Annotated in this window: 18 protein-coding genes and 2 tRNA genes; 2 read left to right on the top strand and 18 right to left on the bottom strand. The window is 69.1% G+C overall.

What is annotated here, in order from left to right; translation table 11 throughout:
* Positions 1–242 precede the first annotated feature (242 nt).
* From CP983_RS28585 to CP983_RS28535, 11 genes are all read right to left on the bottom strand, one after another.
* Complete coding sequence (locus CP983_RS28585) at positions 243–2,216, bottom strand: TIGR03960 family B12-binding radical SAM protein (protein WP_150502672.1); 1,974 nt, start codon at positions 2,214–2,216, stop codon at positions 243–245.
* 87 nt (positions 2,217–2,303) lie between these two features.
* Positions 2,304–3,806, bottom strand: coding sequence for a CYTH and CHAD domain-containing protein (locus CP983_RS28580; RefSeq protein ID WP_150502670.1), 1,503 nt, complete (start codon positions 3,804–3,806; stop codon positions 2,304–2,306).
* A gap of 165 nt (positions 3,807–3,971) precedes the next feature.
* Complete coding sequence (rodA, locus tag CP983_RS28575; protein WP_125524540.1) at positions 3,972–5,168, bottom strand: rod shape-determining protein RodA; 1,197 nt, start codon at positions 5,166–5,168, stop codon at positions 3,972–3,974.
* Positions 5,165–7,429 carry a penicillin-binding protein 2 gene (gene mrdA / locus CP983_RS28570; protein ID WP_107906547.1) on the bottom strand — a complete coding sequence of 755 codons (2,265 nt, stop codon included), beginning with the start codon at positions 7,427–7,429 and terminating at the stop codon, positions 5,165–5,167. The genes rodA and mrdA overlap by 4 nt, the downstream gene beginning before the upstream one ends.
* A 127-nt stretch (positions 7,430–7,556) precedes the next feature.
* Positions 7,557–8,237: a rod shape-determining protein MreD gene (gene mreD / locus CP983_RS28565; RefSeq protein WP_150502668.1), complete on the bottom strand. Its 681-nt coding sequence runs from the start codon at positions 8,235–8,237 to the stop codon at positions 7,557–7,559.
* Between the two features lie 13 nt (positions 8,238–8,250).
* Positions 8,251–9,300 (bottom strand): rod shape-determining protein MreC, encoded by a 1,050-nt coding sequence (gene mreC, locus CP983_RS28560; RefSeq protein ID WP_107906545.1) that lies wholly within the window; start codon positions 9,298–9,300, stop codon positions 8,251–8,253.
* A 183-nt stretch (positions 9,301–9,483) separates the two neighbouring features.
* Entirely contained in the window at positions 9,484–10,503 is a 1,020-nt protein-coding gene (locus tag CP983_RS28555) for a rod shape-determining protein (RefSeq protein ID WP_107906544.1), read from the bottom strand.
* A 279-nt stretch (positions 10,504–10,782) separates the two neighbouring features.
* On the bottom strand, positions 10,783–11,196 hold the full coding sequence (gene ndk, locus CP983_RS28550) for a nucleoside-diphosphate kinase (RefSeq protein ID WP_030943193.1): 414 nt from the start codon (positions 11,194–11,196) through the stop codon (positions 10,783–10,785).
* 65 nt (positions 11,197–11,261) lie between these two features.
* Positions 11,262–11,618: a DUF4233 domain-containing protein gene (locus CP983_RS28545; RefSeq protein ID WP_150502667.1), complete on the bottom strand. Its 357-nt coding sequence runs from the start codon at positions 11,616–11,618 to the stop codon at positions 11,262–11,264.
* A 9-nt stretch (positions 11,619–11,627) separates the two neighbouring features.
* Entirely contained in the window at positions 11,628–13,115 is a 1,488-nt protein-coding gene (gene folC, locus CP983_RS28540) for a bifunctional tetrahydrofolate synthase/dihydrofolate synthase (RefSeq protein ID WP_125524538.1), read from the bottom strand.
* Positions 13,116–13,287: 172 nt separating this feature from the next.
* On the bottom strand, positions 13,288–15,912 hold the full coding sequence (locus CP983_RS28535; protein ID WP_150502665.1) for a valine--tRNA ligase: 2,625 nt from the start codon (positions 15,910–15,912) through the stop codon (positions 13,288–13,290).
* A gap of 136 nt (positions 15,913–16,048) precedes the next feature.
* Here CP983_RS28535 and CP983_RS28530 point away from each other — a divergent pair, with 136 nt between their 5' ends.
* On the top strand, positions 16,049–17,041 hold the full coding sequence (locus CP983_RS28530; RefSeq protein ID WP_125528824.1) for a hypothetical protein: 993 nt from the start codon (positions 16,049–16,051) through the stop codon (positions 17,039–17,041).
* 72 nt (positions 17,042–17,113) lie between these two features.
* On the opposite strand, the gene clpX is transcribed toward CP983_RS28530, so the two are convergent.
* The 5 genes from clpX to CP983_RS28505 form a co-directional block, all read right to left on the bottom strand.
* Complete coding sequence (gene clpX, locus CP983_RS28525; protein ID WP_030967070.1) at positions 17,114–18,397, bottom strand: ATP-dependent Clp protease ATP-binding subunit ClpX; 1,284 nt, start codon at positions 18,395–18,397, stop codon at positions 17,114–17,116.
* A gap of 180 nt (positions 18,398–18,577) precedes the next feature.
* A complete protein-coding gene (locus tag CP983_RS28520) occupies positions 18,578–19,258 on the bottom strand; it encodes an ATP-dependent Clp protease proteolytic subunit (protein WP_107906539.1) in 681 nt (226 codons plus the stop codon).
* A gap of 50 nt (positions 19,259–19,308) precedes the next feature.
* Entirely contained in the window at positions 19,309–19,917 is a 609-nt protein-coding gene (locus CP983_RS28515) for an ATP-dependent Clp protease proteolytic subunit (protein WP_030967072.1), read from the bottom strand.
* 365 nt (positions 19,918–20,282) lie between these two features.
* Positions 20,283–21,677 carry a trigger factor gene (tig, locus tag CP983_RS28510; RefSeq protein WP_150502663.1) on the bottom strand — a complete coding sequence of 465 codons (1,395 nt, stop codon included), beginning with the start codon at positions 21,675–21,677 and terminating at the stop codon, positions 20,283–20,285.
* A gap of 211 nt (positions 21,678–21,888) precedes the next feature.
* Positions 21,889–21,965 (bottom strand) — tRNA-Pro (locus CP983_RS28505).
* 131 nt (positions 21,966–22,096) lie between these two features.
* On the opposite strand from CP983_RS28505, the gene CP983_RS28500 reads away from it, so the two are divergent.
* Positions 22,097–22,167 (top strand) — tRNA-Gly (locus tag CP983_RS28500).
* Between the two features lie 88 nt (positions 22,168–22,255).
* Here the strand turns inward: CP983_RS28500 and gcvH are convergent.
* Both gcvH and CP983_RS28490 read right to left on the bottom strand, forming a co-directional pair.
* Entirely contained in the window at positions 22,256–22,669 is a 414-nt protein-coding gene (gcvH, locus tag CP983_RS28495) for a glycine cleavage system protein GcvH (protein WP_341874895.1), read from the bottom strand.
* A gap of 135 nt (positions 22,670–22,804) precedes the next feature.
* Complete coding sequence (locus tag CP983_RS28490) at positions 22,805–24,958, bottom strand: serine/threonine-protein kinase (protein WP_150502661.1); 2,154 nt, start codon at positions 24,956–24,958, stop codon at positions 22,805–22,807.
* Positions 24,959–24,981: the final 23 nt, after the last annotated feature.

The raw sequence follows: 24,981 nt of genomic DNA, 5'->3' as shown, positions 1-24,981 counted from the left end.
CGTAATGAGAGGGGGCTCAACATCGCTGTATGGGGCCTCAGCAAGGTCTGAGCACTCAGACCCACTCGACCTCTGAGTGGATGCCCAAGGACTCAGCGGGGCTTGGCAGAGGCGTAACAGGCCCCCGCCGCGGCACTGACCGTCGAAGGCCAGAAGCCCCGGCAGAAGCCAGCGCAGCGGCCACCTCTTCCGCGCTCGCCTCCGCCAGTGCCTCAATCACCCGATCGAGTTCCTCGCCCACCTCAGTGAGAGTGACCGCTAGGCGCCGGCGCAGCGTTCTTGACCGTCAGAGGCAGCAGCTTCTTCCCGGTCGGGCCGATTTGTATGGCCGTATCCATCTGCGGGCAAACCCCACAGTCGAAGCACGGAGTCCAGCGGCAGTCCTCGACCTCCGTCTCGTCGAGGGCGTCCTGCCAGTCCTCCCAGAGCCAGTCCTTGTCGAGGCCGGAGTCGAGGTGGTCCCAGGGGAGGACCTCCTCGTACGTCTTCTCGCGCGTCGTGTACCAGTCGACGTCCACGCCGAAGGCCGGCAGCACCTTGTCGGCGCAGGACATCCAGCGGTCGTACGAGAAGTGCTCGCGCCAGCCGTCGAAGCGGCCGCCGTCGTCGTAGACCGCGCGGATGACGGCGCCGATACGGCGGTCGCCACGGGACAGCAGGCCCTCGACGATGCCGGGCTTGCCGTCGTGGTAGCGGAAGCCGATCGAGCGGCCGTACTTCTTGTCGCCGCGGATCTTGTCGCGGAGCTTCTCCAGGCGCGCGTCCGTCTCCTCGGCCGACAGCTGAGGTGCCCACTGGAACGGCGTGTGGGGCTTGGGGACGAAGCCGCCGATCGAGACGGTGCAGCGGATGTCGTTCGAGCGCGACACCTCGCGGCCCTTGGCGATCACGTTCATCGCCATGTCGGCGATCTGGAGCACGTCCTCGTCGGTCTCCGTCGGCAGGCCGCACATGAAGTACAGCTTCACCTGGCGCCAGCCGTTGCCGTACGCCGTCGCCACCGTCCGGATGAGGTCCTCCTCGGACACCATCTTGTTGATGACCTTGCGCATGCGCTCGCTGCCGCCCTCGGGGGCGAAGGTCAGACCGGAACGGCGGCCGTTGCGCGTGAGCTCGTTCGCGAGGTCGACGTTGAACGCGTCCACGCGGGTGGACGGGAGCGAGAGGCCGATCTTGTCTTCCTCGTACCTGTCCGCCAGGCCCTTCGCGATGTCGCCGATCTCGCTGTGGTCCGCCGAGGAGAGGGACAGGAGGCCGACCTCCTCGAAGCCCGTCGCCTTCAGGCCCTTCTCGACCATGTCGCCGATGCCGGTGATCGAACGCTCACGCACCGGGCGGGTGATCATGCCCGCCTGGCAGAAGCGGCAGCCGCGCGTGCAGCCGCGGAAGATCTCCACGGACATGCGCTCGTGGACCGTCTCGGCCAGCGGGACCAGCGGCTGCTTGGGGTACGGCCACTCGTCGAGGTCCATCACCGTGTGCTTCGAGACGCGCCACGGGACACCGCTCTTGTTCGGGACCACGCGGGCGATACGGCCGTCGGGCAGGTACTCCACGTCGTAGAACGCCGGGATGTACACCGAGCCGGTCTTCGCGAGGCGGAAGAGGACCTCTTCGCGGCCGCCGGGGCAGCCCTCCGCCTTCCACTCGCGGATGATCTTCGTCATGTCGAGGACGGCCTGCTCGCCGTCGCCGATGATCGCCGCGTCGATGAAGTCCGCGATCGGCTCGGGGTTGAAGGCCGCGTGGCCGCCCGCGAGGACGATCGGGTCGTCGATCGTGCGGTCCTTGGACTCCAGCGGGATCCCGGCCAGGTCCAGGGCGGTGAGCATGTTCGTGTAGCCCAGCTCGGTGGAGAAGCTGAGCCCGAACACGTCGAAGGCACGGACCGGGCGGTGGCTGTCCACGGTGAACTGCGGGACGCCGTGCTCCCGCATCAGCGCCTCCAGGTCCGGCCACACGCTGTACGTGCGCTCGGCGAGGACGCCCTCCTGCTCGTTCAGTACCTCGTAGAGGATCATGACGCCCTGGTTGGGCAGCCCGACCTCGTAGGCGTCCGGGTACATCAGGGACCAGCGGACGTCGCAGGACTCCCACGGCTTGACCGTGGAGTTGAGTTCTCCGCCGACGTACTGGATCGGCTTCTGCACATGCGGGAGCAGAGCTTCGAGCTGCGGGAACACGGACTCGGTGACCGCAGCGGCTTCGGCAGGCATCTCGCGAACCTTCGTGGCTGGACTGAACTGACAGGGGTGACCATCTAGCCTAACGCGACCGCGGGCGCCCCCCGTACGTCCGAAGGCTCAGAGGAGGTCCGTCCCGCCCTTGATCCCGTCCCAGAAGCCCGGCAGCTCGGCTTCCACGGCCGCCGCGCGCTGTTCCTCACGCCCGTACAGCAGTCCGTACGTGAACGCGCTCTCCCCGGCGGCGTGCGCGACCGCGGACAGCTCGCGCAGGGTCTGGCGGGCCATGACGCTGTCCTGGTGCTCGCCGAGCAGGTTCTGGAGCGACTTCATCGTCTTGACCAGGTCCTTCGCCGGCTTGCCGAGCGCCGGGACGGCCGCCTCCGCCGCGTAGCGGGTGCGCTTGGTCTTCTTGCGGGCCTCGTGGATCGCCACGTCCCGGTCGCTGCCCGGGTCCAGCTCCACGGCCTGCTCGACCAGCGCGGAGACCTTCCCGAAGTCCTTCTTCACGGCCTTGGGCAGCACCTTGCCGGGCTTCTTCCCGGCCTTCTCGCGCAGCGGCGGATCGGCGAGCAGCGCGTCCAGGGCGTCGAGCAGTGCCAGGTAACGGCCGGAGTCGAGAATCCCGATCAGCCGGCTGCTGGCCCCGCCGGGCCGGTCACCCGCCCAGTGACTCACCCGCTCGGCGACCGGGCCGGACACCAGCGCCCCGGGCACCTGCTCCAGTGACGCGCTCAGGCGTTCGTTGAGCACCTCACGGTCCCGGTCCACGCCCAGCTCACCCGCCAGCCACTTCAGCTCGTCGCCGATCGGGTCGGTGACCTCCCGGTCCAGGACCTTGCCGAAGGACTTGAAGGTGCTGCGCATCCGGCGGGTCGCGACGCGCATGCTGTGGACGGAGTCCTCGGCGTCCTGCCGCACGGCCGGGTCGAGCTCGACGATCGTGTCCCGCTGGGTCCGCACATACGCGAGCACATGGTCACCGGCGGTCACGGGGTCCGCGGCGGGCCCGGGGGCGAGCTTCTTCGGAGCGGTCTCGGCCAGCGCCCGCGCGAGCTTCGACGCCGACTTCGACGGCCGTACGCCCGCCTTGCGCAGCCGCTTCTCCACCTTGTCGAGGACGACCGGGTCGACGCCGTCCGCCAACTCCACCTCGATCTCGGTCCACTGGGCGACGCCGTCCCCGCCGGCTAGCCGCTGCGCGTGTACGGCGTCCACGCTGACCTCGGCCAGCAGCCGCCCGTCGGCGTCCACGAGGTCGCGCACGTCCCGGTCGGACCGGAGCCGGACCACGGGCGCCAGCTCGCCGTGCCGGACCCGGGAGCGGACGAGTCCGGCGAGTTCGTCGGGCAGGTCGTCGGAGAGCGGAGCCTGGATCTCGTCGCGCACTCCCTGGGCGACGGGGAACTTCAGATGCCAGCCGGCGTCGGACCCGCCCGTTCTGCGGCGCAGCGTGATCGACGCCGAGGCGAGGCGTTCGTCCGGGGTGTCGTAGTAGGTGGCGTCCAGATGCGCGACACCCTTGTCGACGACGGAGGCGACCCCGGCGACGCCGGTCAGGTCGGGCAGGCCGCTGTCGTCGGACTCATACTTCCGCTCGATTTCGCGCTTCGTGTCCGCCATGAACCGAATCTAATCGGAGTCACGGCCGGATGACAGGGCTTACCAGCCATGAACCACAGGCGAACGGGCGGTGAAGGCAGGGGGACCCGTCGATTCCGCGCACGGCACCGGCGACACGGAGGAGCCGTGCCGCCGGACATCGCCGGCGTCAGTCGAACACAGAGGTCACGCCGACATCGGGCGTTGCACCCGGATCGACTGGAGCAGCCCTATGGCCACCCACACCGCGAACATCGACGATCCGCCATAGGAGACGAACGGCAACGGCAGACCCGTCACCGGCATGATCCCCAGCGTCATCCCGACGTTCTCGAACGCCTGGAACGCGAGCCACGCCACGATCCCGGCCGCCACGATGGTCCCGTACAGCTCGGTCGTCTCACGGGCGATCCGGCAGGCCCGCCACAGGATCACACCGAGCAGCACGATGATCAGCCCGCCGCCGAGGAAGCCCAGCTCCTCCCCCGCCACCGTGAAGACGAAGTCGGTCTGCTGCTCCGGCACGAACTGGCCGGTGGTCTGCGAGCCGTGGAACAGCCCCGCTCCCGAGAGCCCGCCCGAACCGATCGCGATACGTGCCTGGTTGGTGTTGTAGCCGACGCCCGCCGGGTCGAGCTCGGGGTTGGCGAAGGCCGCGAATCGGGCGATCTGGTAGTCGTCCAGGACGCCCAGCTGCCAGACCGCGATCGCGCCCATGGTCCCCGCCCCGATCAGTCCGAAGACCCAGCGGTTGGAGGCACCGGAGGCGAGCAGCACGCCCAGCACGATCACGACCATGACCATGACCGACCCGAGGTCGGGCATGAGCAGCACGATCAGCATCGGCACCGTGGCCAGACCCAGCGCCTGCATCACCGTGCGGTGGTCCGGGTACGGCTTGTCGCCCGCGTCCACTCTCGCCGCCAGCAGCATCGCCATGCCCAGGATGATCGTGACCTTCACGAACTCCGAGGGCTGCAGCGAGAAGCCGCCGGGCAGCTTGATCCAGGAGTGGGCGCCGTTGATCGTGGAGCCGAGGGGCGTGAGCACCAGCAGGATCAGGAAGACCGACAGGCCGTACAGGATCGGCACGGCCGTGCGCAGCGCGCGGTGGCCCAGCCACACCGTCCCTATCATCAGCGCGAGCCCGATGCCGGTGTTCAGGACGTGCCGGATCAGGAAGTAGTACTGGTCGCCCTGGTTGAGCTCGGTGCGGTTGCGGGTCGCCGAGTAGACGAGGAGCGCGCCCATCATCGACAGGGCCATCGCCGACAGCAGCATCGGCCAGTCCAGTCGGCGGGCCATCGAGTCGCGGGCGAACAGGCGGGTCCAGCCCGCCCGTTCCGGCCCGTACCCGGAGACCTGGAAACTGTTGCCGGTCATGTCGGCATCCTCCGGCTTCCCCGCTTGCGGCCCCCGCGTCGCCTGCGCCGGGTGTCCCGGTTCTCGGCCGACGGCGTCGCCACCGTCCCGGCGAGCTGCTGCTGCTCGTCCGTCTTGTCCTCGCCCTGCTGGGTGGCCCGCTGGTCCTTCGCCGGGTCCTTGCCGACCTTCGGCGAGGCCATGGTGCCGTCCGTGCGGACCTTCGGCAGGCTCTTCTGGGGCGTCGGCAGCAGCGCGTTCTTCTTGCTGATCGTGCCGTCGTCGGAGACGCCGTACAGGGCGTCGTAGATGTTGCGCACGGCCGGACCCGAGGCGCCGGAACCCGTACCACCCTGGGAGATCGTCATGACGACCGAGTAGTCCTTGGTGTACGTGGCGAACCACGAGGTCGTCTGCTTGCCGTAGACCTCCGCGGTACCCGTCTTGGCGTGCATCGGGATCTTGTCCTGCGGCCAGCCGACGTCGGCGAACCGCCAGGCCGCGGTACCGCGGGTGGCGACACCGGCGAGGGCGTCGTCCATCGCGGCCAGCGTCTTGCGGCTTATCGGCAGCTTGCCGTGCGACTTGGGCTCGATCTCCGCGACGGACTTGCCGTCGGCGCTGACGACGGCCTTGCCGACGGTCGGGTCGTAGAGGGTGCCGCCGTTGGAGATGGCGCCGTAGATCGTGGCCATCTGGATCGGGGTGACGAGGGTGTCGCCCTGTCCGATGGAGTAGTTGACGGAGTCACCGGCGCGCATGCGGTTGCCTTCGAGGCAGTTCTCGTAGGCGATCTGCTCGGCGTACGAACCGCCCTTCTTGCCGTACTTGCACCAGGCGTCCTTGTTGGCCTTCCAGTAGTCCTGCTTCCACTGGCGGTCGGGGATGCGGCCGGTGACCTCGTTGGGCAGGTCGATGCCGGTCTCAGCGCCGAGGCCGAACTGGTGCGCCGTCTTGTAGAACCAGTCCTTGGCGTTCTTCTTCGGCTTGGTGCCGCCGTCCCGCTTCCACTCCTCGTGGGAGAGCCGGTAGAAGACGGTGTCGCAGGAGACCTCCAGGGCACGGCCGAGGCTGATCGGGCCGTATCCCTTGGACTCGAAGTTCTTGAAGACCTGCCCGCCGATCGAGTACGAGCTTGAGCACTGGTAGGGGCCGTCGAAGGAGTAGCCGGCGTTGACCGCGGCGGCCGTCGGGACGACCTTGAAGATGGAGCCGGGTGCCGACTGGCCCTGGATGGCCCGGTTGAGCAGCGGGTAGTTGGAGGACTTGCCCGTCAGCGTCTTGTAGTCCTTGGCGGAGATGCCGCCGACCCAGGCGTTCGGGTCGTAGGTCGGGTTGGACGCCATGGCGACTATGCGGCCGGTCTTGGCCTCCATGACCACGACCGCGCCCGAGTCCGCCTTGTACGGCTCGTTGGTGTTGCGGTCCCACTCCTTGCGGGCGTCCTTCATCGCCTGGTTCAGCTCGTACTCGGCGACCCGCTGCACCCGGGCGTCGATGCTGGTGACGAGGTTGGAGCCGGGCTCCGCGGCGTCGGCCTCGGCCTGGCCGATGACACGGCCGAGGTTGTCGACCTCGTAGCGGGTGACGCCGGCCTTGCCGCGCAGCTCCTTGTCGTACTGGCGCTCCAGGCCGGAGCGGCCGACCTGGTCGGAGCGCAGGTACGGCGAGTCGGTGTCCTGGGCCTGCTGGAGCTCCTCGTCGGTGACCGGCGAGAGGTAGCCGAGGACCTGGGCGGTGTTGGACTTGCCGGGGGCCGGGTAGCGGCGCAGGGCCTGCGGCTCGGCGGTGATGCCGGGGAAGTCCTCGGCGCGCTCACGGATCTGGAGGGCCTGCTTGGCGGTGGCCTCGTCGGTGATGGGGATCGGCTGGTAGGGCGAGCCGTTCCAGCAGGGCTGCGGCGTTTCGGCGTCGCACAGCCGGACCTTCTCCATGACCTCCTTGGGCTTCATGCCCAGCACGCCGGCGAGCTTGGCCAGGACGGCCTTGCCGTCGTCCGGCATCTTCAGCAGGTCGGTGCGGGAGGCCGAGACGACCAGCCGGGTCTCGTTGTCGGCGAGGGGCACTCCGCGCGCGTCCAGGATCGAGCCGCGCACCGCGGGCTGGACGACCTGCTGGACGTGGTTGCCGGAGGCCTCCTTGGCGTACGCGTCGCCCTCGCGGATCTGGAGGTACCACAGGCGCCCGCCGAGGGTGCCGAGGAGCGAGAGGACGAGGATCTGGATGACGATGAGCCGGATCTGGACGCGTGGCGTCCGGCCGGTCTCCGGGATGTTGGTCACTGCGCCGCCTCCCCCTCTCGGTGCGAGTACCAGTGCGAATACGACTGTGTTCGTTCGAGTGGTGAACGACCGGCCCGCGGGGCCCGGTTCCTGCTGGACTCACCCGTGCGGGTGAACTCCCCCGTCCTCACAGCCTCTTGACCCCCTTGATGCGCCCCGCGCGCGCCGTGCGCGCCCGCACCGCCTTCACCTTCAGACCGCTCAGCCCGCCGCGCTGGCCGCCGATCCGCAGACCGGTGCCGCCGGAGAGCCAGCCCGAGGAGATGTCGGTCTTCTTGGCCTGGGAGCCGCTGTCGGCGAGCGGGTCGTTCTCCGCGCGCCTGGCCAGCGCCATGATCCCCGGGACGACGAACGGCGCGAGCAGCAGGTCGTACAGGGCGGCCGTGAACAGCAGGCTGCCGAGGCCGACATGGCGGGCGGCGGTGTCCCCGACGAGGGCGCCGACTCCGGCGTACAGCAGGGTCGTGCCGATGGCGGCGACGACCACGACGACCATCGGCCCGGTGGCCGACTTGATCCGGCCGTTGTCCGGCTTGATGAGCCCGGCGAGATAGCCGATCACGCACAGCACCAGCGCATAGCGGCCGGCGGCGTGGTCGGCGGGCGGGGCGAGGTCGGCGAGCAGACCGGCGCCGAAGCCGACGAGGGCGCCGCCGACATGGCCGTAGACCATGGCGAGGCCCAGCACGGTCAGGAGCAGCAGATCGGGGACGGCGCCCGGCAGATGCAGCCGGGACAGGACGCTCACCTGCACCACAAGGGCGACGACGACCAGAGCGGAGGAGAGCAGGATTCGGTTGACGCGCATCGGGCTTCAGCTCCTACTGCTCTTGCTCGTACGGGTTCTGTCCGTCGCCCGGAGGCTGATACCGGCCGTCGGCCCGGGGCTGGTACAGCCCGTCGGCCAGCGGCTGGTCCTGGCCGTCCCCTTGCGGCTGCTCCTCACCGTCGGCCGGGGGCTCGGCGCCCGGGGTGACCGTGACCGTCACGGTAGGCCTGGGAGTCGGCTTGGGCTTGGACGGGAGCACCGTGTCGCGCGGGTCCTTGGTGGGTGCCTGGACGACGACGCCGACGATGTCGAGCTTGGAGAAGCCGACGAAGGGCGTGACGTAGAGGGTGCGGGTCAGGCCGCCGCCTGACGGGTCGACCCGGGAGACGACACCGACGGGAACGCCCGGCACGAAGGGCTTGTCGGCCTGCGAGCCGAAGGTGACGAGCCGGTCGCCCTTCTTCACCTCGGCCTTGCCGTTGAGGAGTTCGACGCGCAGTGGGCGGTCTCCCTGGCCGGAGGCGAAGCCGAGCTCGTCGCTGGACTCCATGCGCGTGCCGACGGTGAAGTCGGGGTCGTTGGCGAGGAGCACGGTGGCGGTGTTCGGGCCGACGGTGGTGACCCGCCCGACCAGCCCGTCGCCGTTCAGGACCGTCATGTCGCGCCGGATGCCGTCGTTGGCGCCGACGTCGACGGTGATGGTCCAGGAGAAGCCCTGGGCCGCTCCTATGGCGATGACCTCGGCGCCCTTGATGCCGTACTGGCCCGCGCCCGCGACCTTCAGCATCTTGTCCAGCTGCTTGAGCCGGCTGCTGTCGCGGTCCTCGCTGCCGAGCTTCGCCTTGAGGGCCGCGTTCTCCTGCTCCAGCAGGGCGAGCCGGTCGTGGCGCTCACCGGAGTCGCGGATCGCGGCGACCGCGTTGCCGACCGGGTTCACCGCGGCCGACACACCGTCCTCGATGGGGCCGAAGACCGTGGCAGCGGCCTGGCGGGCACCGTCGACCGGGGAGTCCTCACCACCGCGGATGTCCACCGTGATCAGTGCGAACGCGATGGCGATCAGCAGCACCAGGAGCAGCCGGCTCTCTCGTGTGTCCCTCACGTGCGGCGGCCGTGCCCTTCCTCATTGGAATGTGCAGGGGTTTTATTGGTCTTCAAATGTGCGGAGGTGTCGGTCTTCAGATGCTTCGGATGCGCAGAGACTTATGTGTGAGCTTATGCCTCAATATCAACGATCCGCCGTACGAGAGGAGATCATCCCGTACGGCGGAACCGAAGAGTTACGTCATCTGCGCGGCGAGGCGTCGAGCACCTGCTGCAACGCCTCGAACTCCTCGACACACTTGCCGGAACCGAGCGCCACGCTGTCCAGCGGGTCCTCGGCGATGTGGATCGGCATGCCGGTCTCGCGCCGCAGCCGCTCGTCGAGGCCGCGCAGCAGGGCGCCGCCGCCGGTCAGAACGATTCCTCGGTCCATGATGTCGCCGGACAGCTCCGGCGGGCACTTGTCGAGGGTCGTCTTCACGGCGTCCACGATGGCGTTGACCGGTTCCTCGATGGCCTTGCGCACCTCGGCCGCGGAGATGACGACGGTCTTCGGCAGTCCGGACACGAGGTCCCGGCCGCGGATCTCGGTGTGCTCGTCGGAGTCGAGGTCGTACGCCGAACCGATCGTGATCTTGATCTGCTCGGCCGTCCGCTCACCCAGCAGAAGGGAGTACTCCTTCTTGATGTGCTGGATGATCGCGTTGTCCAGCTCGTCACCCGCGACGCGGATGGACTGGGCGGTGACGATGCCGCCGAGGGAGATGACCGCGACCTCCGTGGTGCCGCCGCCGATGTCGACCACCATGTTGCCCGTGGCCTCGTGGACCGGCAGGCCGGAACCGATGGCCGCGGCCATGGGCTCCTCGATGATGTGCACCTGGCGGGCGCCCGCCTGGGACGACGCCTCGATCACGGCACGGCGCTCGACACCCGTGATGCCCGAGGGAACGCAGACGACGACCCGCGGACGAGCCAGATAACGCCGCTTGTGGATCTTCAGGATGAAGTAGCGGAGCATCCGCTCTGTGATCTCGAAGTCGGCGATCACGCCGTCCTTCAGCGGACGCACGGCAACGATGTTGCCGGGGGTGCGCCCGATCATCTTCTTCGCCTCGGCACCGACCGCGAGGATGCCGCCGGTGTTGGTGTTGATCGCGACGACCGACGGTTCGTTGAGCACGATCCCGCGACCCCTGACGTACACCAGCGTGTTGGCGGTCCCGAGGTCGACAGCCATGTCACGGCCGATGAACGACATTGAGTTCCCCATCAGGATTCGTCTGGCCTTCCCGGGAGCTTTTGATGGCTTGTCAGGTCGGCGAAGTGGGTGCTGTGACGTGAAGGCTTCCATCGTAGACGCGCCTGCACGAACACTGCGGGAGGGTCTTCGCCATTGTCAGCAGATGGCGAGTCGCCTCGCTTGTGGAGACGGGCCATCGGGGGCACTCGTTCCCTCGATCGCCACGCATATGCATTTGGTATGCACTCCGGTGTGGAGATTCAATCTCCACACCCTCTCCGTTCAACTACGAAGGGGTTACGCACGCCCCGGAAAGAAGATCTTCACCTCGCGCTCGGCGGACTCCTCGGAGTCGGAGGCGTGGATGAGGTTCTCACGGACGATCACACCGTAGTCACCGCGGATCGAGCCCGGCGCGGCGGCGATCGGGTCGGTCGGACCGGCGAGCGCGCGCAGCCCCTCGATGACCCGCTCGCCCTCGACGATCAGGGCGACGACCGGGCCGGAGGCCATGAACTCCACCAGCGGCTCGTAGAAGGGCTTGCCCTTGTGCTCGCCGTAGTGCTGCTCCAGGGTCTCCTGGTCCAGGGTGCGCAGCTCCAGCGCGGTGATCTGCCAGCCGGCCTTGCGCTCGATGCGGCTGATGATCTCGCCGGTCAGGCCGCGGCGGACTGCGTCGGGCTTGAGCAGGACGAGGGTGCGCTGGGTCACGGGATGGCTCCTTCTTACTGCCGGTGTGCGGTGGGATGAGGTTACAGGGCGTGTCCAGGCGCCTGTTACGCAGCGTCAGGTGCGGAGGAGTCCGCCTGCGCGGCGAATCTCGCCTTCGCCTCGTCGACCTTCTTGCCGTAGTGCACCGAAGCCCACCAAAGTGCCGCGAAGATCGCGCCCAGGAAGAACATCGTGGGAACAATGAACCCGGATGCGATGAGCGCGATCTGCAGGGCCCAGCCGAGGGCGACCCCGCCGGGGCGGGTCACCAGGCCGCACAGCAGCACGCACAGGAACATCGCGATCCCGCTGACCGTCCACACCGTGGACAAGGCCAGATCGGGGTCCTTCATCGCGACCAGACCGGCGAAGCCGATGACGAAGAACTCGCCGATCAGGGTCGATGAACAGAGGGTACGCATCTTTCGGACTCAGCCCTTCCCCAGCAGCAGCCGGGCCTCGCCGACCGTGATGACGGACCCGGTGACCAGCACACCGCCGCCCGTGAACTCGCCTTCCTCCTCGGCCAGCGTGATCGCGGCCTCCAGGGCGTCCGGCAGCCGCGGCTCGACCTGCACGCGCTCGTCGCCGAACACCTCGACGGCGACGGCCGCGAGTTCGTCGGCGTCCATCGCGCGGTGCGAGGAGTTCTGTGTGACGACGACCTCGGCGAAGATCGGCTCGAAGGCCTCCAGCAGCTCCCGCACGTTCTTGTCGCTGCTCGCGCCGACCACGCCGATGAGCCGGCTGAAGTCGAAGGCCTCCCCGATCGCCTCGGCGGCCGCCCGCGCGCCCGCCGGGTTGTGGGCGGCGTCCAGCACGACGGTCGGAGAGCGCCGTACGACCTCCATCCGGCCCGGCGAGGAGACGGACGCGAAGGCCTTGCGGACCGTGTCGATGTCCAGCGGCTCGGCGCGTGCGGCGCCGACGCCGAAGAATGCCTCCACTGCGGCCAGGGCGACGGCGGCGTTGTGCGCCTGGTGCGCGCCGTGCAGCGGCAGGTACACCTCGGGGTACTCGCCGCCGAGCCCGCGCAGCGTGACCTGCTGTCCGCCGACGGCGACCTGACGTGCGACGACCCCGAACTCCAGGCCCTCGCGGGCGACGGTGGCGTCGACCTCCACGGCCTTCTTCAGCAGCACCTGGGCGGCGTCCACCGGCTGCTGGGCCATGATCACGGTGGCGTCCTGCTTGACGATGCCGGCCTTCTCGACGGCGATCTCGCCCGGGGTGGAGCCCAGCCGGTCGGTGTGGTCGAGGTCTATGGGCGTCACGACGGCGACATCACCGTCGATGACGTTGGTGGCGTCCCAGGAGCCGCCCATGCCCACTTCCACGACGGCGACGTCGACGGGCGCGTCCGCGAAGGCCGCGTACGCCATGCCCGTGAGCACCTCGAAGAAGGACAGGCGGTACTCCTGCGAGGAGTCGACCATCTCGACGTACGGCTTGATGTCGTTGTACGTCTCGATGAAGCGCTCGGCGGAGACCGGGGCGCCGTCGAGGCTGATCCGCTCGGTGACCGACTGGACGTGCGGCGAGGTGTAGCGGCCGGTGCGCAGCTCGAAGGCGCCGAGGAGGGCCTCGATCATGCGGGCGGTCGACGTCTTGCCGTTGGTGCCGGTGATGTGGATCGAGGGGTACGAGCGCTGGGGCTCGCCGAGGACGTCCATGAGCGCGGCGATACGGCTGACCGACGGCTCCAGCTTGGTCTCGCCCCAGCGGGTGGCGAGCTCCGCCTCGACCTCGCGCAATGCCTTGTCGACCTCGGGGTCCTCGGGGCGCGCCGGCACGTGCGCCTGCGGCGGGCCGCCCTGGGTGCGCAGGGTTCGGCTGCCGGCCTCGATGACGGCGAGATCGGGGTCGCGGTCGGTCTCCGCCGCGATGATCTCTTCGAAGGGGTCGTCGCTCTCACTCACGGGGCCAGTCTACGGAGGGGGACTGACAGTGCGCGTAGGGAGTGGGGTGGTGGGGGTTGTCGGGCGGCCTGACGGGGCGGTGGGGGCTGGTCGCGCAGTTCCCCGCGCCCCTGGGTAGGAATGGGCCCCCGGCGCTGGACAGCTCCGGGGGCCTTCACTCTCGTGGAACGACTTACGCTTCCGGCAGCCTCTCCAGCTGCGCCTTGATCCGGGCGATGTCCTCGTCCGCCTTGGCGAGCCGCCCCCGGATCTTGTCGACCACCTGGTCCGGGGCCTTCGCGAGGAACGCCTCGTTGCCGAGCTTGGCCGTGGCCTGGGCCTTCTCCTTCTCGGCGGCGGCGAGGTCCTTGGCCAGGCGCTTGCGCTCGGCCGCGACGTCGATCACGCCGGACAGGTCGAGGGTGACCTCCGCGCCGGCGACCGGCAGGGTCGCCGTCGCCGAGAAGCTCTCGCCCTCGGGCTGCAGGCGCAGCAGCTGGCGGATGGCCGGCTCGTGCGCGGCGAGGGCCGTGCCGTCCAGCGTCAGGCGGGCCGGGACGCGCTGGCCCGGCTGCAGGCCCTGGTCGGCGCGGAAGCGGCGGACCTCGGTGATGACCGACTGGAGCGACTCGATCTCCCGCTCGGCGCCCTGGTCACGGAAGCCGCTGTCGGCCGGCCACTCGGCGATCACGATCGACTCGCCGCCGGTCAGCGTGGTCCACAGGGTCTCCGTGACGAACGGGACCACCGGGTGCAGCAGCCTCAGCGTGACGTCGAGGACCTCGCCGAGGACGCGCTTGGAGACCTCGGCCGCCGCGCCGCCCGCCTGGAACGTCGTCTTGGACAGCTCGACGTACCAGTCGAAGACCTCGTCCCACGCGAAGTGGAAGAGGGCGTCGGACAGCTTGGCGAACTGGAAGTCCTCGTAGAACGCGTCGACTTCGGCGATGACGGAGTTCAGGCGGGACAGGATCCAGCGGTCCGTGGAGGACATCGCCGACGCTTCCGGCAGCGGGCCCTCGACCGTCGCGCCGTTCATCAGCGCGAAGCGGGTGGCGTTCCAGATCTTGTTGGCGAAGTTCCGGGAGCCCTGGACCCAGTCCTCGCCGATCGGGACGTCGACGCCGGGGTTGGCACCGCGCGCCAGGGTGAAGCGGAGCGCGTCGGAGCCGTACTTGTCCATCCAGTCCAGCGGGTTGACCGCGTTGCCGAAGGACTTCGACATCTTCTTGCCGAACTGGTCGCGGACCATGCCGTGCAGGGCGATGGTGTGGAACGGCGGGGTGCCGTCCATCGCGTACAGGCCGAACATCATCATCCGGGCGACCCAGAAGAAGAGGATGTCGTAGCCGGTGACCAGGACGGAGTTCGGGTAGAACTTCGCGAGCGACTCGGTCTGTTCGGGCCAGCCGAGGGTCGAGAAGGGCCACAGGCCGGAGGAGAACCAGGTGTCGAGGACGTCGGTGTCCTGACGCCAGCCCTCGCCGCTCGGCGCCTCCTCGTCGGGGCCGACGCAGACGACCTCGCCGTTCGGGCCGTACCAGACCGGGATGCGGTGGCCCCACCACAACTGCCGCGAGATGCACCAGTCGTGGAGGTTGTCGACCCAGTCGAAGTACCGCTTCTCCATCTCCTGCGGGTGGATCTTGACCCGGCCGTCGCGGACCGCGTCACCGGCGGCCTTGGCGAGCGGGCCGACCTTGACCCACCACTGCATCGACAGACGCGGCTCGATGGTCGTCTTGCAGCGCGAGCAGTGGCCGACGGAGTGGACGTACGGCCGCTTCTCCGCGACGATCCGGCCCTCGGCGCGCAGCGCGGCGACGATCGCCGAGCGGGCCTCCAGGCGGTCCAGGCCCTGGAAGGGGCCGTGCGCGGTGATGACCGCGTGCTCGTCCATGATCGTGATGGCCGGCAGGTCGTGCCGCTGGCCGATCTCGAAGTCGTTCGGGTCGTGGGCCGGGGTCACCTTGACCGCGCCGGTGCCGAATTCGGGGTCGACGTGGGTGTCGGCGACGACCGGGATCGAGCGCTCGGTCAGCGGCAGCTTGATGAGCTTGCCGACCAGGTGCTTGTAGCGCTCGTCGTCCGGGTGGACGGCGACCGCGGTGTCACCGAGCATCGTCTCGGCACGGGTCGTGGCGACGACGATGGTGTCGTCACCGTCGCCGTACTTCATGGAGACGAGCTCGCCGTCGTCGTCCTGGTACTCGACCTCGATGTCCGAGATGGCGGTGAGACACCGGGGGCACCAGTTGATGATGCGCTCGGCGCGGTAGATCAGCTCGTCGTCGTAGAGCCGCTTGAAGATGGTCTGGACGGCCTGCGAGAGGCCCTCGTCCATGGTGAAGCGCTCGCGCGACCAGGCGACACCGTCACCGAGGCGTCGCATCTGCCCGGAGATCTGCCCGCCGGACTCGCCCTTCCACTGCCAGACGCGCTCGACGAACGCCTCGCGGCCGAGGTCGTGGCGGGACTTGCCCTCCTTGCCGAGCTCGCGCTCGACGACGTTCTGCGTGGCGATACCGGCGTGGTCCATGCCGGGCTGCCACAGCGTCTCGAAGCCCTGCATGCGCTTACGGCGCGTCAGGGCATCGATGAGGGTGTGCTCGAAGGCGTGCCCGAGGTGCAGGCTGCCGGTGACGTTCGGCGGCGGGATGACGACGGTGTAGGGCGGCTTGTCGCTCTTCGCGTCCGCCTCGAAGTAACCGCGCTCCACCCAGCGCTCGTACAGCGGCCCCTCTACATCGGCCGGCGCGTACTGGGTCGGCAGTTCGGTGTCGGGCGCTGATGGCTGCTGCTGAGCGTTCTCGGTCACGGGCTCAGTTTAGGGGTGTCTCGGGGGTGTCCCGAAACGCCTTTGTTCTGTAACGGTGGGCACCCCGATGCCGTGCGTCGCCTGTGTCTGCGCCAGGATGTCAGGAACACATAAGCATCTGGAGGGGAACCCAGAAATGAGTCACAACCAGCCGGGCCCGTACGGCGGGCAGCCCCAGCAGCCCGGTCCGTACGGCGGGCAGCCTCAGCAGCCCGGGCCCTACGGCCAGCCGCAGGCGCCCCAGCCCGGCTACGGCTACCCCCAGCAGGCTCCCCCGGCCCAGCCCGGGTACGGCTACCCGCAGCAGCCCCCGCAGGGCGTCCCGCCCCAGCAGCCCTACGGCCAGCAGCCCCCGTACGGCCAGCAGCCGCCCTATGGCCAGCAGCCGTACGGCATGCCGCAGCCGCCGGCGCCGGGTGGCGGCGGCAAGAAGACCGGCCTGATCATCGGCGCCGTGGCCGTGGTGGCCGCGATCGGCGTCGGCGCGTACTTCGTCCTCGGCAGCAGCGGCGGCGGCGCGGGCAACCTGGAGGACGACGGGGCGCACAAGCTGGCGACGCCGGAGAAGCTGCTCAGCGAGTACACCCGGGCCAGCAAGCTCGGCGAGGGCATCGGTGGGTCCAACGACACCGCCGACGACCTGGAGAAGAGCGGCGTCAAGAACGGCGAGAGCGTCGTCGGCGTCTACTCGACGGCGGACCTGAGCGGCTACGACCCCAGCGACCCGAGCACGACGCCGGACCTCTCCGAGCTCGCGACGGCCAAGGGCATCACGTACTTCGGCGCCTACGGCGAGGTCGCCGACCCTGAGGCGGCGCTGGACAAGTTCTTCGCCGACTTCAAGAAGTCGTCCGAGAAGTCCTCCTCCTCCGACTCCTCCGGCGTGGGCAAGACCGAGCTGGTCGGTGAGGCCGAGGACGTCGACCTCGACGGCGCGGTCATGAAGTGCCAGGCCGCCAAGGGCACCGACCCGGCCACCAAGAAGGAGAAGACGGACTGGTTCTGCGCCTGGGCGGACTACAGCACCATCGCGATGGTGTCGCCGGGCGACGCCACCCAGGGCATCCCCAAGGACATCGCCGTGGACATCACCACGAAGGTCCGCGCGGAGATCCGCGTCAAGGCCTGACGCCCGAGGCGTCAACTGCGAAGGGGCCCCGGTCGGTTGACCGGGGCCCCTTCGTTTGTCCGTGGTGGCGGGCTACGCCGACTTCTGCTCCCCCGGGCCCCGGCGCGCGTCGCGCGGGATCAGGGTCGGGTTCACGTTCGAGTGGACGACGTCGGCCGTGATGACGACGCGGGCCACGTCCTTGCGGGACGGGATCTCGTACATCACGCCCTGGAGGACTTCCTCCATGATGGCGCGCAGGCCGCGCGCGCCGGTCTGGCGGAGGATGGCCTGGTCGGCGATGGCTTCCAGGGCCTCGCGCTCGAAGTCCAGCTCCACACCGTCGAGTTCGAAGAGGCGCTGGTACTGCTTCACCAGTGCGTTGCGCGGCTCGACGAGGATCTGCAGGAGCGCCTCGCGGTCCAGGTTGTGGACCGACGTGATGACGGGGAGGCGACCGATGAACTCGGGGATCATGCCGAACTTGACCAGGTCCTCGGGCATGACGTCCTCGAACTGGTCCTTGGCCTCCAGCTCCCGCTTGGAGCGGATCGTCGCGCCGAAGCCGATGCCCTTGGCGCCGGCCCGCGACTCGATGATCTTCTCAAGACCGGCGAACGCGCCGCCCACGATGAACAGGACGTTCGTCGTGTCGATCTGGATGAACTCCTGGTGCGGGTGCTTGCGTCCGCCCTGCGGCGGCACCGAGGCGGTCGTGCCCTCGAGGATCTTCAGCAGGGCCTGCTGGACGCCCTCGCCGGACACATCGCGCGTGATCGAGGGGTTTTCGCTCTTCCGGGCGACCTTGTCGATCTCGTCGATGTAGATGATCCCGGTCTCGGCCTTCTTGACGTCGTAGTCGGCCGCCTGGATCAGCTTCAGCAGGATGTTCTCGACGTCCTCGCCGACATAGCCGGCCTCCGTCAGCGCGGTGGCGTCGGCGATGGCGAACGGGACGTTCAGCATGCGCGCCAGGGTCTGCGCCAGGAGCGTCTTGCCGGAGCCCGTGGGGCCCAGCAGCAGGATGTTGGACTTCGCCAACTCGATGGCGTCGTCACGGCCTTGGGCGCCGCCGTTCTCGCCGGCCTGAACGCGCTTGTAGTGGTTGTAGACGGCGACGGAGAGCGCCTTCTTGGCCGCTTCCTGGCCGACCACGTAGCCCTCGAGGAACTCGTAGATCTCGCGGGGCTTGGGGAGTTCCTCCCAGCGCACCTCGCTCGTCTCGGCGAGCTCTTCCTCGATGATCTCGTTGCAGAGATCGATGCACTCGTCGCAGATGTACACACCAGGGCCTGCGATGAGCTTCTTGACCTGCTTCTGGCTCTTGCCGCAGAACGAGCACTTGAGCAGATCGCCGCCGTCACCGATGCGTGCCACGGTGTGCTTCCCCTTCGCCTGGGAGACGCCTGGACGTTTTCGAATCCAGCGGCTCCTGGTGCTGCCTTATGTCGACGGTACCTTGCCTGGCCCCCCGTTCGGGCCCCCCTTGGCGCGGTTCACTTTGACGTGCACCGTCCCAAACCGTGCCAAGGGGCAGCAGACAATACCGGGTCCGCGTCAGCGAACGTCGGCGTTGTTCATCTTCCGGGTGGAGATGATCTGGTCGATCAGCCCGTACGACAGCGCGTCCTCGGCCGTGAGGATCTTGTCGCGCTCGATGTCCTCGCGGATCTTCTCGATCGCCGTGGTGGAGTGCTTGGCCAGCATCTCCTCCAGCTGCGAGCGCATCCGGAGGATCTCGTTGGCGGCGATCTCCAGGTCGGAGACCTGACCGCGGCCGGTCTCGCTGTACGGCTGGTGGATCAGCACACGGGCGTTCGGCAGCGCCATGCGCTTGCCCGGCGTGCCGGCGGCCAGCAGGATCGCGGCGGCGGAGGCCGCCTGGCCCATGCAGACCGTCTGGATGTCCGGCTTCACGAACTGCATCGTGTCGTAGATGGCCGTGAGCGCCGTGAAGGAGCCGCCGGGGCTGTTGATGTAGACCGAGATGTCACGGTCGGGGTCCATCGACTCCAGGCACAGCAGCTGCGCCATGACGTCGTTGGCGGAGGCGTCGTCGATCTGCACGCCGAGGAAGATCACGCGCTCCTCGAACAGCTTCGCGTACGGGTCGTACTCGCGGATGCCCTGCGAGGTGCGCTCGACGAAGCGCGGGATCACATAGCGGGACTCGGCGGCGGGGCCGGTGTACTCGGCGCGCGTGCGGTCGTACAGGCCGCTGCCGGGGAAGTCGTTCACTGTCTGTCTCCTAGAGGCTGTGGCGGTCGGCTGGGGGCTTCCAGGGGGCCTCAGGCCGCCCCGGTGCCACCGCCGCCCGGCATCCCGGCGGCCGTCGGGATGACGTCGTCGATGAGGCCGTACTCCTTGGCCTCGAAGGCGTCGAACCAGCGGTCACGGTCCGAGTCGCGGGTGATCTGCTCGACCGACTGGCCGGTGTGCTGGGAGGTGAGCTCGGCCATGCGCTTCTTGGTGTGCAGCAGCCGCTCGGCGTGGATCTTGATGTCGGAGGCCGAGCCCGCCAGGCCCGCGGAGGGCTGGTGGATCAGGATCTCGGCGTTCGGCAGCGCGAAGCGCTTGCCGGGCGTGCCCGCGCTGAGCAGGAACTGGCCCATGGAGGCGGCGAGGCCCATGGCGATGGTCACCACGTCGTTCTTGATGAACTGCATGGTGTCGTAGATCGCCATACCGGCCGTGATCGAGCCGCCCGGGCTGTTGATGTACAGGTAAATGTCCTTGTCCGGGTCGGCGGCAAGGAGCAGCAGCTGTGCGGTGATCTTGTTCGCGATGTCGTCGTCGACCGGCTGGCCGAGGAAGATGATCCGCTCGCCGAGCAGCCGGTTGTAGACCTGGTCGCCGAGGCCACCACCGATAGAGGGCTCGCCGGCGGCGTAGGGCATCAGATTCGTCACGTCTCCACCTGCTCGTCTTACGACGGCGCCGGGCCGTCTCACGTGTTCCCTGCGGGGGGCCTCCGGCGGTTTCGCCGACTTCCCTGCCCCCATACTCATGGACCCTAACGCGCAGGCTGTGCGGTGCCATCCCGGTTCCGTGAGTGTTCGCCGGGGGCGTAGAGCCACGGGACGCGCGGCCGACGCCCTACTCACCGTGACCGTGCAGGTGCGTGGGCGGGTACGGAACCGTCGTGGCCGTTCGAGCGGTTCCCCGCGCCCCTCGGCGGCGCTGCCGCAGCCGTACGAGAGAGGGGCCCCGGGGATTTCTCATCCCCGGGGCCCCTTCCTACGACCTTCTAGGCGCCGTGGGCTCAGCCCTCGGACTTCTCCTCGGCGGCCTCGTCGGCGGTGCCCTCGGCGGCCTCGACCGCCTCGGTGACCTGCTCGACGTCGTCCTCGTCGTCGAGGTCGATGACCTCGCCGTTGGTGTCCTTGACCACGGCCTTCTCGACCACGACGGCCAGGGCCTTGCCGCGGGCGACCTCGCCGACCAGGAGCGGAACCTGACCGCCCTCGACGACGGCCTGGGCGAACTGGTCGGGGGACATGCCGGAGGAGGCGGCGCGACGCATGAGGTGCTCGGTGAGCTCCTCCTGGTTGACGTTCAGCTTCTCCTGCTTGACGAGCTCGTCCAGGACGAACTGCGTCTTGATGCCCTTGACCGCGGCTTCCTTGGTCTCGGCGTCGAACTCTTCCTCGGTCTTGCCCTGGATCTCCAGGTACTTCGCGAGGTCGAGGCCCATCTGGCCGAGCTGGTGGTGCTCGAGGTTGTGCTTACGGGTGTTGATCTCGTCCTCGAGCAGCTTCTCGGGGACGGGCACCTCGACGAGCTCCAGCAGCTTCTCCAGGACGCGCTCCTGGGCCTGCGTGGCCTGGTCGTACTGCTTCATGTTCTCGAGGCGCTTGCGGCTGTCGGCCTTCAGCTCGTCGAGGGTGTCGAACTCGGAGGCGAGCTGCGCGAACTCGTCGTCCAGCTCGGGCAGTTCGCGGGCGGCGACCTGGGTGACCTTGACGGTGACCTCGGCCTCCTTGCCGGCCGCCGAGCCGCCCTTGAGCTCGGAGGTGAAGGTGGCCTCGCCACCGGCCTCCAGGCCCTTCACGGCGTCGTCGATGCCGTCGAGCAGCTCGCCGGAGCCGATGGTGTAGGAGACGCCGCTGGCGACGCCGTCCTCCAGGACCTCGCCGTCGACCTTGGCCTCCAGGTCGATGGTGACGACGTCGCTGTCCTCGGCGGCACGCTCGACCGGGGAGGTGGACGCGAAGCGCTCACGGAGGTCGGAGACGGCCTTCTCGACGTCCTCTTCGCTGACCTCGACGGCGTCGACCTCGACCTCGATGCCGGAGTAGTCCGGGATCTCGATGGCGGGGCGGATGTCGACCTCGGCGGTGAAGTTCAGCGTCTCGCCGTCCTTCAGCTCGGTGATGTCGACCTCGGGCTGGCCCAGGACGTTGAGCTCGGCCTCGTTGACCGCCTCGGTGTAGAACTTCGGAAGCGCGTCGTTGACCGCCTCCTCCAGGACCGCACCGCGGCCGAACCGCTGGTCGATGACGCGGGCCGGGATCTTGCCCTTGCGGAAGCCCTTCACCGTGACCTGCTGGTTGATCTTCTTGTACGCCGCGTCGAGGCTGTCCTTGAGCTCCTCGAAGGGCACCTCGACAGTGAGCCGAACCCGGGTCGGGTTCAGGGTCTCCACGGCGCTCTTCACGGTTCGGTCTCCTTGTGGGCTGACTTCTTGGTTTCTGCCGGAGCCAGACTGGTCCGGCGGATTCGCCGCCCGGAGGACCTCGTGACTTCGTACGGAGAGACACACGGGCGTGCAGCTTGCATAGTAACGGCAGCGGGGACACGCCCCCAAAGGCGATCACTGAACGCGATCGCAGGAGGTCGTCGCGCATGTGGCCGGTCTTCGCCGGACCTGGTCGGGGTGGCGGGATTTGAACCCACGGCCTTCCGCTCCCAAAGCGGACGCGCTACCAAGCTGCGCCACACCCCGTGCTGGTGCGACACGTAGGGTACATGCCCGCAGGCAGCGGGGCCGCCGCATTTACGGGGTGTGCGACAAGGGGGGCCGACCCGCTACGATGCATCCTGTGCCGCGGTCGGCTGACCTGCGGCGCGTCCTGTGCGGGCGTAGCTCAATGGTAGAGCCCTAGTCTTCCAAACTAGCTACGCGGGTTCGATTCCCGTCGCCCGCTCCGAAGGCCGAAGGCCCAGGTGAGAGGTTGTTTCCTCTCTCTGGGCCTTTTGCGTTTCCCCGGCCCGGATCAGCCACGGCTGCGCCGGTCACTCGCCGATCGCGGTTTTGTAGCCGGCAGCGTTCAGGAGGCTTTCGAGTTCACGTGCCTTCGACGGCTTGAGCTTGAAGATCCAAGCGTCGTAGGGCTCCTCATTGAGCAGCTCCGGGTTGTCCGCCAGCTCTTCGTTGACGGCGATCACTTCGCCACCAACCGGCGCGTAGATGTCCGTGGCCGCCTTGACCGACTCCACGACACCGGCGGCATCGCCGGCCTCGAAGACCTTGCCGACGTCGACCAACTCCACGAATACGACGTCTCCGAGCGCCTTCTGAGCGTGATCGCTGATGCCGACCGTGACCGCGCCGTCCGATTCCAGTCGTGCCCACTCGTGCGACTCGGCGTACCGCAGATCAGCCGGAATGTGCGACATGCTCGCTCCCGTGAAGCCATAGACGATCAACGCATCCATCCTGCCCAGGGCTCAAAGGGGATGAGCATCACTTCCCTCGCATGGGCTACAGGGAGCGACACGTGCCGTACGGGCTCCGGGCCAGGTCAGAGGGCTTGCCCCCGACCTGCCCCTGATCGTTTCCCGTCAGGCCCTCAGGGTGTGCACGTCCACCGTGTAGACGGAGCGGATGCCGTAGGGGACGTAGAGGGCATCGCCGACCAGGGTCGGTGGGGCGCCGGGGGCGGAGGAGTCGGCGGTGCCGCCGTCGTCGCGACCCTGGAGGGTGGCCTCGACCGCGCCGGTGCGCACGTTCAGGGCGGCGAGGCGGCCGCTGGGGGACGCCAGGTACAGGTGGTTCGCCGAGGCGGTCGGCAGGCCCGGGGACTCCACCGTGGAGTTGCTCTCCCACAGCCGGCGGCCGCTGTCGGGGGCGACGGCGCGGACGCTGCCGCTGGGGAAGGTGACGTAGAGCGTGCCGTTCAGGAGGGTGGGCGTCGCGCTCTCGGGCTGGGGCTCGGACATCCGTACGGTCGTCACGACGTGCGAGGCGGCGTGGATCAGGGTGATCGTGCGGCGGGTTCCGGTCGTGTTCAGGACGACGAGGCGTCCGTCGGCCTGACCCACGACGTCCTGGTCCTTGGCCACGGTCACGGTCCAGCGGGGACGCCCTGTGGCCGGGTCGAGCTGCGCGAAGCTCGTGCTGGAGACGGCGTCGTCGGTCCACTTCCGGCACACCAGGTAGGCGTGTCGGGCGGCGCTGCGCAGCAGGCACATCTGCGCGTCCGGGTCCGGCAGCGGGCGCTTCCAGCGGACCTCGCCGGTGTCGGCGTCCAGCAGGGCGTACTGCTGTCCCTTCGCCCCGTACACGGCGACGACGCCCTCCGGTACGGCGACGGAGTAGCCCTGCTCGCTGTTCGGTTCCGTGGCCTCCTGGCCGTCGCCGGTGACCGTCTTCCAGATCACCTTGCCGGTGTCGGCGTCCAGCGCCTGGATCGTGTAGCGGGAGGGGTTGGCGTCACCCTCGGTCCGGTCGTCGGCGCCGTAGACGTACACGCGGCCGCCGCGGGCGGCTATGACGGTGCCCAGGTCGCCGCTGCCGAGTTCGTCGGGGGTGTCGTCGATCGGGCGGGCCCAGGTGTTGCTGCCGTCGGCGAGGGCGAAGCGGGTCGCCATGACGTCGTCCCCGGCGCACACGAGGGACCGGCCGGTGGCTGCGCAGCGGCTGAACGGGCCGTCGGCGTCGATCGGGTCCTCGTCGACGTTCGGGTCCTTGGACTTCTGGTGCCACTCCTGCCAGCCGGCGGGCAGGTCGCCCGCGCTCGGGGCGGGCTCGGAGTCGACCGCGAGGACGGTGAGGGCGGTCGCGGCGGTCAGCAGCAGGGCGCCCAGGGCGGAGGCGAGGAGGAGACGACGGCGCCGCCGGGGGCGCGGGGCCCTCGGGGCGTCCGCGGCCGGGGCGGGAGCGGCGGCGGGGCGGGGGTCGGGAAGTTCGCCCTCGCGCAGGAGGTGGAGCAACTCGTCGGGCGAGGGGCGGGACTTGGGATGCTTCTCCAGGCAGAACTGGACGAATGGGAGCAACTCGGGCGGAACCCCGTCGAGTTCCGCGTCGCCGTCGACGACCCTCACGGCCGTCTCGTAGGGGCTCGGGCTGTCGAAGGGGCCGTGGCCGGTGGCGGCGTAGGCGACGACCGAGCCGAGGGAGAAGACGTCCGCGGCGGGGCCCACGTCCTGCGGGGACGAGAACTGCTCGGGGGACATGAAGGGCGGGGTGCCCATCACGCGGCCGGTCTGGGTGAGCACGTCGGCCGCGGCCAGCTCGGTGGCGCGGGAGATGCCGAAGTCGATGACCCGGGGGCCGTCCTCGGCGAGCATCACATTGGCCGGTTTCAGATCCCGGTGGACCATCCCGGCGCGGTGGATGTCCCGGATCGCCTCGGCCAGCCCCGCGGCGAGTTCGCGCAGTTGCGGCGGCGGCAGGGGGCCATGGCGGCGGACATGGGTGCCGAGGTCCTCGCCGGGGATGTAGAGCGTGGCCATCCAGGGGCGCGACGCGTCGGCGTCGGCGTCCACGACGGGGGCCGTGAAGGCGCCGCTCACCTGGCGGGCGGCGGCCACCTCGCGGCGGAAGCGGGTGCGGAACTCGTCGTCGTCGGCGTACTGCGCGTGCACGACCTTCACGGCGAGACGGCGACCGGAGGCGGAGCGGGCCAGGTACACCACGCCCCTGCCGCCGGAGCCGAGGCGGTCCTCGATCCGGTAGCCCCCGACCTCAGCCGGGTCCGTTTCGCGCAGCGCCATCCCTTACGTCCCCCGTCCGCACC

Origin of the sequence: Streptomyces chartreusis (assembly GCF_008704715.1) — a bacterium.
In the GTDB taxonomy this organism is placed as follows: domain Bacteria; phylum Actinomycetota; class Actinomycetes; order Streptomycetales; family Streptomycetaceae; genus Streptomyces; species Streptomyces chartreusis.
Note: the sequence above shows the minus strand (reverse complement) of the source record. Positions and strands in the feature narration are given on the sequence as shown.